The 13,897-nt window shown below is 63.1% G+C and carries 9 protein-coding genes; 8 read left to right on the top strand and 1 reads right to left on the bottom strand.

What is annotated here, in order from left to right:
• Nucleotides 1-75 precede the first annotated feature (75 nt).
• From G6N15_RS18880 to G6N15_RS18845, 8 genes are all read left to right on the top strand, one after another.
• Nucleotides 76-1,497, top strand: coding sequence for a condensation domain-containing protein (locus G6N15_RS18880; protein WP_083089014.1), 1,422 nt, complete (start codon nt 76-78; stop codon nt 1,495-1,497).
• A gap of 42 nt (nt 1,498-1,539) precedes the next feature.
• On the top strand, nt 1,540-4,551 hold the full coding sequence (locus tag G6N15_RS18875; RefSeq protein ID WP_083089008.1) for an MMPL/RND family transporter: 3,012 nt from the start codon (nt 1,540-1,542) through the stop codon (nt 4,549-4,551).
• A 53-nt stretch (nt 4,552-4,604) separates the two neighbouring features.
• Nucleotides 4,605-5,720: an acyltransferase PE gene (pe, locus tag G6N15_RS18870; RefSeq protein ID WP_083089007.1), complete on the top strand. Its 1,116-nt coding sequence runs from the start codon at nt 4,605-4,607 to the stop codon at nt 5,718-5,720.
• Between the two features lie 33 nt (nt 5,721-5,753).
• The gene (locus G6N15_RS18865; RefSeq protein ID WP_083089006.1) at nt 5,754-7,115 is read left to right on the top strand and encodes an MFS transporter; all 1,362 of its coding nucleotides are present in this window, start codon (nt 5,754-5,756) and stop codon (nt 7,113-7,115) included.
• A 5-nt stretch (nt 7,116-7,120) separates the two neighbouring features.
• A complete protein-coding gene (locus tag G6N15_RS18860; RefSeq protein ID WP_083089005.1) occupies nt 7,121-8,860 on the top strand; it encodes an AMP-binding protein in 1,740 nt (579 codons plus the stop codon).
• Between the two features lie 24 nt (nt 8,861-8,884).
• Nucleotides 8,885-9,535: a GAP family protein gene (locus G6N15_RS18855; RefSeq protein WP_083089004.1), complete on the top strand. Its 651-nt coding sequence runs from the start codon at nt 8,885-8,887 to the stop codon at nt 9,533-9,535.
• A 73-nt stretch (nt 9,536-9,608) separates the two neighbouring features.
• Nucleotides 9,609-10,178: a class I SAM-dependent methyltransferase gene (locus G6N15_RS18850; RefSeq protein WP_083089003.1), complete on the top strand. Its 570-nt coding sequence runs from the start codon at nt 9,609-9,611 to the stop codon at nt 10,176-10,178.
• 2 nt (nt 10,179-10,180) lie between these two features.
• Nucleotides 10,181-10,681: a hypothetical protein gene (locus tag G6N15_RS18845; protein ID WP_083089002.1), complete on the top strand. Its 501-nt coding sequence runs from the start codon at nt 10,181-10,183 to the stop codon at nt 10,679-10,681.
• Here G6N15_RS18845 and ileS read toward each other — a convergent pair.
• Nucleotides 10,671-13,802, bottom strand: a complete 3,132-nt coding sequence (gene ileS / locus G6N15_RS18840; protein WP_083089001.1) for an isoleucine--tRNA ligase — start codon at nt 13,800-13,802, stop codon at nt 10,671-10,673. The two genes, G6N15_RS18845 and ileS, sit on opposite strands and share 11 nt — an antisense overlap.
• Nucleotides 13,803-13,897 lie beyond the last annotated feature (95 nt).

Genomic DNA, 13,897 nt, shown 5'->3' with positions numbered 1-13,897 from the left:
ACCGCAGGGAGGGTTATGTTGTTCTGGCTGCCAGCGTGGCCGGGCGGGAGCGTTCAAATCGAGGAGGACGAAGTTTTGCGCATCGGGAAGATTACGATCGGCTCGATTGACGATTGGACGCTGACTCCCGGCTCAGTCATCTCCTGGCGCCCGACAACCGCGTCCAGCGAACGGGTCCGGCACGCGCCGGTCAGTTCGGTCCCGGTCAGCTACATGCAGAGCCAACACCTTCGCAACTACTGCGAACGCACAGCCGCAAACCTGGACTTTTCGCGACAAATCATCGCCACCTGCGAAATAGCCGGCGAGTGCGATGTTTCCGCTATGAACGACGCCCTCAACGCATACCTGCGCCGGCACGACACATTTCGCAGCTGGTTCGAGCACACCGGCAACGGAAGTTTCATCAAGCACACCATCGCCGATCCCGCGGATATCGAGTTCGCGCCGACCGAGCATGGCCACATGACGGTCGACGAGATTCGCGCTCATGTCGTGGCCATACCGAATCCGCTGGAGTGGGGGTGCTTCACCTTCGGGGTTGTGCGGAGCGAGAACCACTTCACGTTCTTTGCCGCGATGGACCATGTCCACGGGGACGCGACGTTGATCGGCACAACGATGCTCGAAGCCAACGGAATGTATTCCGCGTTGAGTGCAGGTGGTAAGCCCCTCGCGCTTCCTGAGGCCGGTAGCTATGACAATTTCTGTGTCCGCGAACGCCAGTACACCTCAACGTTGACTTTAGATTCGCCCGAGGTACGCGCGTGGATCGAGTTCGCGGAGAACAACAACGGCGGCTTTCCTGAATTTCCGCTTCCGTTGGGTAACCCACTGGAGCCGTGTGACAGCGACATTGTCTCCGAGCTCCTGATGGATGCCGAACAGACAGAGCGATTCGAATCGGCCTGCTCAGCGGTGGGCGCGCGGTTCGTCGGCGGCCTGTTCGCCTGCATCGCCCTGGTGGAACACGAGTTTACGGGTGCTCCCACGTATTACGGGCTGACTCCCCGCGATTCGCGCACCGGAGCGGACAGCTTCACGACGCAGGGATGGTTCACCGGCTTGATCCCGATCACCGTGCCGATAGCCGCGGCCTCTTTCGGCGATGCGGCATGGGCAGCGCAGGCCTCTTTCGACTCAGGACTGGCCATGGCAAAGGTGCCGTATTACCGCGTGTTGGAACTGGCGCCGTGGTTGAGCTGGCCACAACCGAACTTTCCGGTGTCGAACTTCTTTCACGGCAACGCTGCCCCACTCAATGCCGTCCTTGCAGCGGCCGACCTGGGTCTGGCGAACAATATCGGAATCTACTCTGACGGCCGGTATTCCTATCAACTGACCATCTATGTATTCCGGTACGGCGAGGGCACCGTCATGGCGATCATGTATCCCGACAACCCGGTCGCCGAGAAATCAGTCACCCGCTACATGGAGGCGATGAGGTCCGTATGCGTGCGGGTCGCCGACACCGGACACTGGGGACGCGTCGCATAGCGTGGCTCACTTCGGACTGCGCCGACCGGGGGTGAGGGCGACATGCGACGGCTAGCCGACTTTGTGGTGCGCTGGCCCTGGATAGTCATAGGGCTATGGGTCGCGATTGCGGTCGCGCTGCCACTGACATGCCCGTCCCTGAGCGAAATGGCGCTGAAGCACCCGCTCGCTATCTTGCCCAACGACGCGCCCTCGAGCGTGACCGCTCGAAAGATGACCGAGGCGTTTCACGAATCCGGCTCGGAGGATCTCCTGTTGGTGGTCCTGACCGACGACCACGGACTCAACCCCGCCGACGAAACCACTTACCGCAAACTGGTGGACGCGCTGCGCCAGGACACGCGAAACGTGGTGATGGTACAGGATTTCATCAGCACGCCGGCCCTGCGTTCAGTCGTGACCAGCGCGGATCGCAAAGCTTGGGTGTTGCCGGTCGGTCTTGCCGGCGAGTTGGGCACCCCGCAGTCCTACGCCGCGTTCAACCAGGTCGGCGACATCGTCAAACACACCTTGGAAAAAAGTCCAGCTGGAACGTCCCTGACGGCAAGGCTCACCGGCCCCGCAGCAACCGTCGCCGACCTGACGGTCGCGGGCGATCGGGACCGCCTTCCCATCGAACTGGCGATCGCCGTTCTGGTGCTCATCATCCTGTTGGTGGTTTACCGCAGCCCGGTCACCATGCTGCTGCCGTTGATAACCATCGGGTTGTCTCTGGTGATCGCACAGGCGGTGGTGGCGGGCTACTCACAACTGACGGGCTCGGGGGTCTCGAACCAATCCATCGTATTTCTGAGCGCGATAATGGCTGGCGCCGGAACGGATTACGCAGTCTTTCTGATTAGCCGCTATCACGACTATCGGCGGTCAGGTGCGGATTTCGATCAGGCGATCACAAGGGCGATGATCTCGATCGGCAAAGTGATCACCGCATCCGCCACTACTGTGGGAATCACTTTTCTGCTGATCAGCTTCTCCCGCATGGGAGTGTTCAAGACGGTCGGAGTGTCGTCTGCGATCGGCATCGGCGTGGCATATCTCGCCGCAATGACTTTATTGCCGGCAATTTTGGTGCTCGCCGGGCCGCGTGGCTGGGTCAAGCCACGGCGCGAACTGACCGCTCGGTTCTGGCGGCGTTCCGGCATACGCATTGTGCGCCGGCCGAAGGTCCATCTGGTTGCCAGCGTGCTGGTGTTGGTGATCTTGGCCAGCTGTGCCGGCTTAGTGCGCTACAACTACGACGATCGCAAAGCCCTGCGGCCGTCTGCTCCAAGCTCCATCGGGTATGCCGCTCTGGATCGCCATTTCCCGGTGAACCAGTCGATTCCCGAGTACATCCTCGTCCAATCGCCGCGTGACCTTCGCACGCCGCAGGCCCTTGCAGATCTGGAACAGATGGCCGCGCGAGTGAGCCAACTGCCGAATATCGCTGCTGTCAGCGGTATCACTCGTCCCACCGGAAATGTGCCGGAACAATTCAGAGCCACCTATCAGGCAGGTGCTGTCGGCGCCCTTTTGGCCGGCGGGTCCACGATGATCAACGACCGCACCAATGACCTCAACCGGCTGGTCGAAGGGGCCGGCACCCTAGCGGACAACCTCGGCGAGGTACGCGGCCAAATCAGCCTGCTCGCTGCCAGCGTGGAGGAACTCGAGAATGCCTTCTCATCAGCGAAGGACCAGTACAGCGGCGATACGCTGGTCAAAGAGGTCGATATTGCGGCCCAACTTGTCGACCACGTCAACTCGCTGAGCAACACCATGGGCTGGAACTTCTCAGCCGCAAAGAACATGTTCGCCTGGATAGGCCCGGTGCTGGCGGCGCTTCAGGGCAACCCGGTCTGCGATGCCGATCCGTCGTGTAGCGCCACCCGCGGAACGTTCGAGCAACTGGTCGGCGCACGCGACCAAGAAGACCTCAACGCGATCAATGACCTGGCCCACCAACTGCAGGGCTACCCGGACAAACGCGCCCTGAAAGCGTCGACCGACCGCCTGCGTAATGCAATAACCAAGCTCACCAACGTGATGCATTCCATGGGGATGGACCAACCCGGTGGCCTGCAGGCGAACCTGAACAGCCTGCAAGATGGCGCGGACCGGTTCGCCGGCGGAAGCCGGCAAGTGGCCGACGCGGTGGCTCAGCTCGTCGGCCAGGTCAAACGGATCGGCGCGGGGCTCAGCGAGTCGGCGGCGTTCCTGTTGTCGCTGAAACATGATGCCGCACAACCGGCAATGGCCGGGTTCAATATCCCGGCCCAGTTGCTGCATTTAAAGGAGTTTCAGAAGGCCGCCAAGGTATTCATCTCCCCGGACGGCCACTCGGCGCGGTATTTGGTTCAAACCAAACTCAATCCGTTCAGCACCGAAGCCATGGATCAGGTCAACGCGATCATTGCAACCGCTCGGGGCGCCCAGCCGAACACCACATTGGCCGACGCCAAGGTATCGATGGCCGGATACACCGTTGGACTGAAGGACACCCGCGACTACTACGGACACGACATCCGGTTCATTATCGCGATAACGCTCCTCGTCGTACTACTCACCTTGATCGCGCTGCTGCGTGCACTTGTCGCACCGGTATACCTAGTCGCTTCCGTGGTCATCTCGTATTTGTCAGCCGTGGGTATCGGCGTCCTGGTATTCCAATTCCTTCTCGGCCAACAACTACATTGGAGCGTGCCGCCGCTCGCGTTCGTGGTGTTGGTCGCCGTGGGAGCCGACTACAACATGCTGCTTGTCTCACGAATGCGGGACGAATCTCCGCGCAGCATGCGTTACGGCATCATTCGCACCCTCAGTTCGACCGGCGGTGTGATCACCGCGGCAGGCTTGATCTTCGCTGCCTCGATGTGCGGTCTGCTGTTCTCCAGCATCGGCACAGTGGTCCAAGGCGGTTTCGTGATCGGCGCGGGAATTTTGCTGGATACCTTCGTGGTACGCACCATCACGGTTCCCGCCATCGCCGCGTTGGCCGGGCGGGCGAACTGGTGGCCGTCACGAGTGGGCGCGCGGCGGTCACCGGTCGGACGCGCCGCGCCACAACCCGGTTAGAGCCCACACATGGTGTATGTGAAACTAGAGAAGCCGAGCGGTCAGGAGTAGCGATGAGGAAACTACTCGCAGGGGTGACGACGCTGGTAACCCTCGGCACAGCAGGCTGTTTCGGCGTCAGGACCGCCTTGGCCGACGACACGCCGGGTGGCGGGACGCCGGCACCCGGTACGTCCGCCGACGGGACAGCGTACGCGCTCGGAGGCGCTCACGTTCTGGGTATTCCCTATGACGAGTACATCCGCCGCGAAGGTGCTGAATGGTTCCCGGGACTGAAGCGACAGATCGTTCGCTACCCGGCGGGGCAGGTTCAGGGCCACGTGCTGGAACGACTCTTCCCTGGAATAGGCCGACTCGATGAACTCTTTCCGGGCCTGGGCTTGGACGGCCCCAGCGTCGGCGAGTCAGTCGACGAGGGAGTGGGCAACCTCGACGCGGCGATCCGCAACGGTGGTCGCGGCACCGCGATCGGCCTATCCGAGGGTTCGCTCGTAGTTGACGCCGAGCAAGCTCGGCTCGCAGATGATCCAACCGCGCCACCGCCAGACAAGCTGACCTTCGCCACATTTGGCGACCCAGTTGCGCGCCACGCTTTCGGGCAAAGTTTCCTGACCGCCATGTTCCCGGTCGGCAGCGTTGTTCCAGCACTCGACTACCGGGTACCACCTCCGACCGAGAGCCAGTACGACACCAAGGTTTTCATCTCCGCATACGACTCCATCGCCGACTTCCCCGACCGGCCGGACAACCTGTTTGCTCTCGCCAACACGCTGATGGGCCTCGCCACGGGTCACACCGCGGTGGCCTTCACCAACCCGAGCATGGTGCCGCCGCAGAACATCAGGTCCACAGTTAACTCCAAGGGTGCGACCACAACGACATACCTGATCCCCGAAAAACACCTTCCGCTCGTCATGCCGTTGGCTTACATCGGAATCCCTGAGGACACGCTGAACAAGCTTGACGCGATATTGACGCCGCGGGTGAATGCGGCCTATTCGCGAAACGACGATCCGGCGACCGCTCCGATCCAAGTAGACCCGGTGCACGGCTTCGACCCCGCGGCCGTCACCGCACCCGCCACACAGGCGACTTTCGGCGGCGATGCCGACCCGTTCTCGCAGATTCTCAACGGCGCCATGTCCGCGTTCTCGTCGGGCAAAGGCTGACAACGGCATGCCTGCGAGCATCGGTTAGCCGCGGTGGATTCTCGTGTTTCGCGGTCCCGGGTGGCCGCTTGGGCGTTGTGGGATTGCGGCGCCACTGGGGTGAACGCCGTCGTGGTGACGTTCGTCTTCTCCGTTTACCTCACCGGTCAGGTCGGCGTGGGATTGCTCGGCCCCACGACACCCGCAAGCTGGTTGGGTCGGGCGCTGGCGATGGCAGGGCTGCTGGTCGCGGTGCTGGCGCCGGCAACCGGGGTCTGGGTCGACGCTGCCGACCGACGCCGCACGGCAATCGCGGCACTCACCGGATTGGTAGTCGCGATGACGTCGGCGATGAGCCTGATCCAAGCCGACTACCACTACCTGTGGGCCGGCCTGGCTCTGCTGGCCTGCACCGCAGCCTGCAGCGATCTCGCAACAGTGCCCTACAACGCCGTGTTGAGCCAACTGTCCACGCCGCAGAACCTGGGCCGCATCTCCGGGCTTGGTTCGGCCGCAGGGTTTTTCGGCAGCGTGCTGTTGCTGCTGACGCTCTATGTCGGGTTCATCCAGGGAGATGGCGACACCCGCGGCCTGCTCGGTCTCTCGGTGACCGGCGGCCAGTACGTACGAGTGGCGATGCTGCTTGCAGCTGCGTGGCTGGTTCTGTTCGCTTGCCCGCTGCTGGTCGCCCTGCGCACTCCGGCCGTCATCGACCGCCGCCCGGTCGTCGAGTTCCGCAGCGCCTATCGCGCGCTGTGGCACGACCTGAAGGCCGAGTGGCGACGCGACCACAATGTCGTCTACTACCTTTTGGCCAGCGCGGTCTTCAGGGACGGGCTAACGGGTGTCTTCACATTCGGCGCAGTCCTCGGCGTCACCGTCTACGGGATATCGCAGGCCGATGTGCTCGTGTTCGGCGTATGCGCGAGTATTGCCGCCGCGATCGGGGCCCTGGTCGGCGGCCGGCTCGCCGACCGAGTGGGCCCAAAACCCGTCATCGCCGCCTCGCTCACCGCCATGATCACTGTCGGACTCGTGCTGCTGACTCTCTCCGGAGCGGCGGCCTTCTGGATCTGCGGGCTGCTGTTGGGCCTATTCGTCGGACCAACCCTCGCCTCCGCACGGGCACTGATGCTGCGGATGTCCGAGCGGGGCAAGGAAGGAGTGGCCTTCGGCCTCTACACCACCACCGGTCGTGCGGCATCGTTTCTGGCACCGTGGATGTTCTTCATGTTCGCCGACTTATTCAGCACCGACCGGGCCGGGATGGGTGGGTTGTGCTTAGTTTTGGCGGCAGGCCTGGCGGCCATGATCGCAGTGCGAGTGCCCCGAGAAGCGAACGTGACTGACGCCGACGCGTGCGCAGACACGAGATCTGTTGGGAGAACTGAAGTTAGTAGTGGAGAAGTAACGTGACGCACATGTCCCCGCCGTCTATTGTCACCATGCTGCACGGGCGCGCCAGCCTGCGGCCTCATGACATAGCGTTCACTTACACCGACTACGACGAGGATTGGGCGGGAGTTCCCGAAAGTCTTACCTGGTTGCAGTTATCCCGGCGAACGCTGAATGTGGCACGAAAGCTCAGCCTCTACGGGTCGGTTGGAGACAGGGCAGTGATCTTGGCCCCACAGGGTCTCGCGTACATTGTGGCATTCCTGGGATCCATGCAGGCAGGGCTGGTTGCAGTCCCGCTCCCGTTGCCACACCGCGGTTCGAGTCATGAGCGGGTAAGTGCGGTCCTTGCCGACACGTCACCTGCAGTTGTTCTCACAACGTCTGCGGTTGCGGAAGATATCGCCGAATACGTTGATCAGGCACGCCTGGACGCTGTTCCGAAGATCGTCGAAATCGATTCGATGAACTTGGATGTCGATGACGCAACAAGCGCTCGGACGGATGGTGTTTCCAGCACAGCCTATTTGCAGTACAGCTCAGGTTCGACCCGGCTGCCGACCGGGGTCATGATCTCGCACCGCAACCTCCAGGCGAATTTCGAGCAGCTGATGCGCGGCTTCTTCACCGACTCCAACATCAAAGCCCCGCAAGGTATCACGATTGTTTCGTGGTTGCCCTTTTACCATGACATGGGCTTGGTGCTGGGAGTCTGCGCACCAATTCTGGGCGGCTGGCGCGGCGAGCTGACAAGTCCGGTTTCGTTCTTGGAGAGGCCGGCCAGATGGATGCGATGTTTGGCCGCAAGTCCTCATGCGTGGTCAGCGGCGCCCAACTTCGCCTTCGACTTGGCCGCCCGCAAGACAACCGACAGTGACCTTGCCGGGCTCGACCTCGGGGACGTGCTGGGCATCATCAGCGGCGCAGAACGTGTCGAGCCCGCCACATTGCAACGCTTCGTTGACCGCTTTGCGCACTTCAATTTCCGGGACCACATGGTGCGTCCTTCATATGGCTTGGCGGAGGCCACCGTCTTCGTGGCGACAGGCGCCTGGAGCGATTCATCGGGTGCCGTTCACTTCGATGCCGCTGAACTGTCGGCCGGCCGGGCTCAGCGATGCGCGGCCGGGGATGGCAGTTCGCTGGTCAAATACAAAGTGCCCCAATCACCCATGTTGCGGATCGTCGACGGCGACACATGCCGCGAGTGCGCTCAGGGCCAGGTCGGCGAGATCTGGGTCCATGGCCACAATGTCGCCGACGGCTACTGGAACAAACCGCCGGAGGAGCAGCGCTGCTTCGGCGCAACGCTCGTCGACCCTTCGCCGGGCACGCCGGACGGGCCCTGGCTAAGAACGGGCGACCTCGGTTTCATCTTCTCCGACGACCTGTTCATTGTCGGCCGCATCAAGGATCTGCTGATCATCCGTGGACGTAATCACTATCCGGAGGACATCGAGACGACGGTCCAAGAAATCACCCGTGGTCGGGTCGCGGCGATATCGGTCCCTCTTGACAGTACCGAGCAGCTGGTCACCGTCATCGAGCTCAAGAAGCGAGGCGATTCCACCGAGGAGGCGATGCACTGGCTGACCCGCGTCAAAAGCGACGTCATCTCCGCAGTATCCAATGCGCACGGGTTGACTGTCGGGGACCTCGTCCTGGTACCGCCTGGGTCGATTCCCACCACGACGAGCGGCAAGATCCGGCGCGCCGCCTGTGTCGAGCAGTACCGCCAGGACCAGTTCGCCCGGTTGGACGCTTAAGCCGGGCGCAGGGGTGAATTACGGATGCTATTCACTGTCCTGATAATGGCGCTGGCCGTCAGCGTCGAACCATTTCGAATCGGTATGACCGTGCTCATGCTGAACAGGCCCAGACCGGCACTGCAACTGCTCGCGTTTTTGTCGGGCGGGTTCACGATGGGGATCACCGTGGGTCTCGTTGTGCTGTTTGTGTTTCGACGCACACTGCTGGGATCCAGCTACTTCACTGTGCCGAAAGTCCAAGTTCTGATTGGGTTCCTGGCCTTGTTGGTCGCGGTAATCGTGGCCCTCAACCTCCCCGACCGGTTGGCCTTGCGCCCAGCACGATTGGCGACGCCGGCCCAACGATTGCTGCGGGGGGATTCGCTGTCAGTCGCGGGAATCGCCGGTCTCGGCATCGCATTGCCATCGGTCGACTATCTGGCCGCGCTGGCCGTCATACTGGCCTCTCGGGCGGCGGCCCTAACGCAAGTCGCAGTGCTGTTGACCTTCAATGTCGTGGCCTTCGCGCTCGTAGAGATTCCGCTCATTGCCTATCTACTGGCGCCCCAGACAACCGCCAGGTCGATGACGGGGCTGCACAACTGGATCCGGTCGCGGCGCCGAGTTGACGTCGCGATGTTGGTGGCCGCGGCCGGCTGTGCGTTCCTCGTGATCGGCCTTGCCGGGCTTTGACCATTTCTCGACCCTGACCAATGCTCGGACATGACCCACAACGGCAGATGCTTTTGCGCTAGCGTCAGGGTCCATGGCGATGAATCTGTGTCACCGAATGTTCTGCAGCTCCAACCGCTGGGCCACGACCGTGAAGAACCAGCTGCTGCCCTGGGTGCTGGGCGGCGTGGAGCTCGGCGACAACGTGCTCGAGATCGGCCCCGGTTACGGCGCCAACATCCGTGTGCTGATCGATAAGACCCCGCGCTACACCGCCGTCGAGATCGACCAGAACATGGCTGACCGGTTGCGTGCAGCCTATGGCGACCGGGCACAGATCATCCATGGTGACGGGACCGACACCGGTTTGCCAGCAGAAGAGTTCAGCGCGGTCGTGTGTTTCACGATGCTGCATCACATCCCCACCGCGCAACTGCAGGATCGCCTGTTAGCCGAAGCGTTTCGCGTGCTGCGGCCCGGCGGGGTGTTCGCGGGCAGCGACAGCGCTGCCTCGATCCCGTTCCGGATCTTGCATTTTCGCGACATGTGCAACCCGGTGTCGCCGGCCACATTTCCCGACCGGTTGCGGCAAGCAGGCTTTGACGATGTGGATGTCGACACCAACGGCGGCAGGCTGCGCTGGCGTGCGGTGAAGGGCGGCTGAAGATGGGCCAGCAAGACTCGACACTATGGTCGCGGCTGCGTCAGGAATGGCTGCAACGCCTCGAGTCCGACGAACGCTCTGCCGTGCTGGCTTGGGCGGCGTTCACCCTCACCTTTACCGGACTCCGGGCGCTTACCCACTGGATCCACGCCGGCCACGGCCCGTCAAGCGGTGGTATCAAACTGGGCAATAGGCACTTTCACCACTACAACCTCGGAATCGCGTTGCTGTCCATCGTGGGCGCGGTGGGCCTGCGCGGATCGGACGAACAACGGCGCCACCCTGTGGCGGCGGTCGCGTTCGGCGCCGCCAACGCGATGATCGTCGACGAGTTGGCCTTGCTGCTCGACCTTGAGGATGTCTACTGGAAGGCCGAGGGACGCGAGAGCGTCGACGTGGCGGTCGGTCTCATCGCCGCAAGCGGCACCGTGCTGGCCGGGATGCCGTTCTGGCCGTATGCGCGTCGCGCATTGCGATCACCCAAAGACGCCGCTAAACCTTAGCGATCGCCACCCGGACGCCATCACCGATCTCCGCGGATTCCGGACCCGGATCGCCGAAGTCGAAACTGGTGGCGAGGATCTCGCGGGCGATGAGGTCGCGATGCGTCCGCGCCCATTCCGCGCGCTCGGCAGGCACTGAGATCACTACGCTGATGCGGTCGGAGACGTCGAGGCCGGTCGACTTGCGCAGCTCCTGTAGCTCGCGGATGCGGTCTTTGGCCCAGCCTTCGGCCTCCAGTTCGGGTGTCACCGTGCCGTCCAGCACGACCAGCCCGGCACCGTCGGGCAGTGCGGCGGTGAACTCCGGGTCGGCGGCCACCAGGCGCGAGCTGAACTCGTCCGGCTGCAGCAGCGCCGGTCCTGCGGTCAGTGTGCCGTCCGGGTTGACGACCCCCTCGCCCGCCTTCACCGCCTTGATCGCGCCCTGCACATCCTTACCCAGCCGTGGTCCGGCCACCCGGGCGTTCACGGTGAGCTCGAAACGACCGTAACGGCCGATGTCGTCAGTCAGTTCGACCTTCTTGACGTTCAGCTCGTCGGCGATCAGATCAATGAACGGCTCCAGGCGCTGCGGTTCATCAACAGCGACAGTCAATTTCGGTAGCGGCAGCCGAACCCGCAGCTTCTTGGCCTTGCGCAGCGACGACGCCGCCGAGCACACCTGGCGGACCTGGTCCATGGCAGCAACCAACTCGGTATCCGCCGGCAGCGTGTCCGCCGACGGCCAGTCGGTCAGATGCACCGATCGCTCTTTAGTGATGCCGCGCCAGATCACCTCGGTAGTCAGCGGCAGCAGCGGCGCGGCCAGGCGAGCGGTGACCTCCAGCGCGGTGTGCAGGGTGTCGATGGCGTCGGCGTCTTCGTCCCAGAACCGTTGCCGTGAGCGTCGCACATACCAGTTCGTCAACGCCTCAGTGAACTGGCGCAGCTGCTCGCATGCAGCGGAGATGTCGCAGACATCAAGTGCATTGGTGAGGTCGTCTCGCAACGCGGCCAGCTTGGCAAGGATGTAGCGGTCCAGCACGTGCGGCGAATCAGTGCGCCAATCGCCGACCTTCGGCGCATACAAGGCAAGGAAGCTGTAGGCGTTCCAGAACGGCAGCAGCACCTGACGCACACCCTCGCGGATGCCCGGCTCGGTAACGATCAGGTTGCCTCCCCGCAGGATCGGCGAGGCCATCAAAAACCACCGCATGGCATCCGAGCCGTCGCGGTCGAACACCTCCTTGACATCGGGATAGTTGCGCAGCGACTTACTCATCTTCTGCCCGTCAGAACCCAGCACAATCCCGTGCGCCACACAGGTTTTGAAAGCAGGTCGGTCGAACAGCGCGGTGGCCAGCACGTGCAGGGTGTAGAACCAGCCGCGGGTCTGCCCGATGTATTCGACGATGAAGTCGCCAGGGTAATGGCTGTCGAACCAGTCGCGGTTCTCGAAGGGGTAGTGCACCTGCGCGTAGGGCATCGACCCGGAGTCGAACCACACGTCGAAGACGTCAGGGATTCGCCGCATCATCGAACGCCCGCTGGGATCATCGGGGTTGGGCCGGACGAGTTCGTCGATGTAGGGCCGGTGCAGATTGTCGGGCCGGACACCGAAGTCGCGTTGCAACTCGTCGAGGCTGCCGTAGACGTCGATCCGCGGATACCCGGGATCGTCGGAGACCCACACCGGAATCGGCGTTCCCCAGTAGCGGTTTCGGGAAATCGACCAGTCGCGTGCGTTTTCCAGCCACTTGCCGAACTGACCGTCTTTGACGTGCTCGGGATGCCAGGTGATCTGCTGGTTGAGTTGCACCATGCGGTCGCGGAATTCGGTGACTTTCACAAACCACGACGACACCGCCCGGTAGATCAGCGGATTGCGGCACCGCCAGCAGTGCGGGTAGGGGTGCTCATACGTTTCGTGCCGCAACAGCACCGCGCCGTTAGCCGCGGCCGAGCCGGTGCCGTTTTTGAGATCCCGGATGATGTGTGGGTTGGCGTCGAACACGTGCTGGCCCTGGTAATCCGGAACCGATGAATCGAAGCGGCCGTTGCTGTCAACGGGTGTGGCCGGCACGATGCCGGCCTTGTCCCCCGCCTCCTTGTCGTCCTCGCCGTAGGCCGGCGCCATGTGAACGATCCCGGTGCCGTCCTCGGTCGTCACGAACTGTCCGGGCAGCACGTGAAAGGCTTTAGCCGAATCGTTCCAGCGCGAGTCCATGAAATAGGGAAACGGCGGCAGATACCGCATACCCAGCAGATCCGCACCGCTATAGCGGCCCAGCACCTCCGGCTCGTCGCCGAGCTCGCGCGCGTAGGCGCCCAGCCGCGCTTCTGCCAGCACATAGCGCCGCTCCCCCGCCCGAACCTGCACGTAGGTCACGTCGGGGTTGACGGCCACCGCCTGGTTGGACGGCAGCGTCCACGGCGTCGTCGTCCACACCAGCAGGTACGCACCCGCCAATTCCCCTTCGGGAAGCCGGAATCCGACCGTGATCGCCGGGTCCTGACGACTCTGGTAGACGTCGTCGTCCATCCGCAGTTCGTGGTTGGACAACGGGGTTTCGTCGCGCCAGCAATACGGCAGCACCCGGTAGCCCTCGTAGACCAAACCTTGGTCCCACAGCTGCTTGAACGCCCAGATCACCGACTCCATGTAGGGCAGATCGAGCGTCTTGTAGTCGTTGTCGAAATCGACCCACCGGGCCTGGCGGGTGACATAGGCCTGCCATTCGTCGGTGTAGCGCAACACCGATTCGCGGCAGGCTTCGTTGAACGCCGCGATGCCCATCGCGTCGATCTGCGACTTGTCGGTGATGCCGAGCTGGCGTTCGACCTCGAGTTCGGCGGGCAGCCCGTGGGTGTCCCAGCCGAAGCGGCGCTCCACCTTGTAGCCGCGCATGGTGCGATACCGCGGCACGATGTCCTTGACGTAGCCGGTGAGCAGGTGCCCGTAATGCGGCAGGCCGTTGGCGAAGGGCGGCCCGTCGTAGAACACGTATTCGGGGGCGTCGGCGCGGCGCGCGATGCTGGCGCGGAAAGTGTCGTCGCGGGCCCAGTAGTCGAGGACCTCGAGCTCCAACGCCGGAAAATCGGGTGCCCCGCTGCCCAGTTTCGGATAGCTGTGCTCGGTCACTGCGTCGTCTCCTGTGCCATTGTCAGGCCGGGGACGACGCCGCGCATGATGCGCGAGCGCCGCGGTACCACCCCGCTTGCCGCGCTGGCGCGCGA

Origin of the sequence: Mycobacterium noviomagense, assembly GCF_010731635.1 — a bacterium.
GTDB lineage: Bacteria > Actinomycetota > Actinomycetes > Mycobacteriales > Mycobacteriaceae > Mycobacterium > Mycobacterium noviomagense.
The sequence above is the reverse complement of the archived record's forward strand: the minus strand, read 5'-3'. Positions and strand labels throughout refer to the sequence as shown.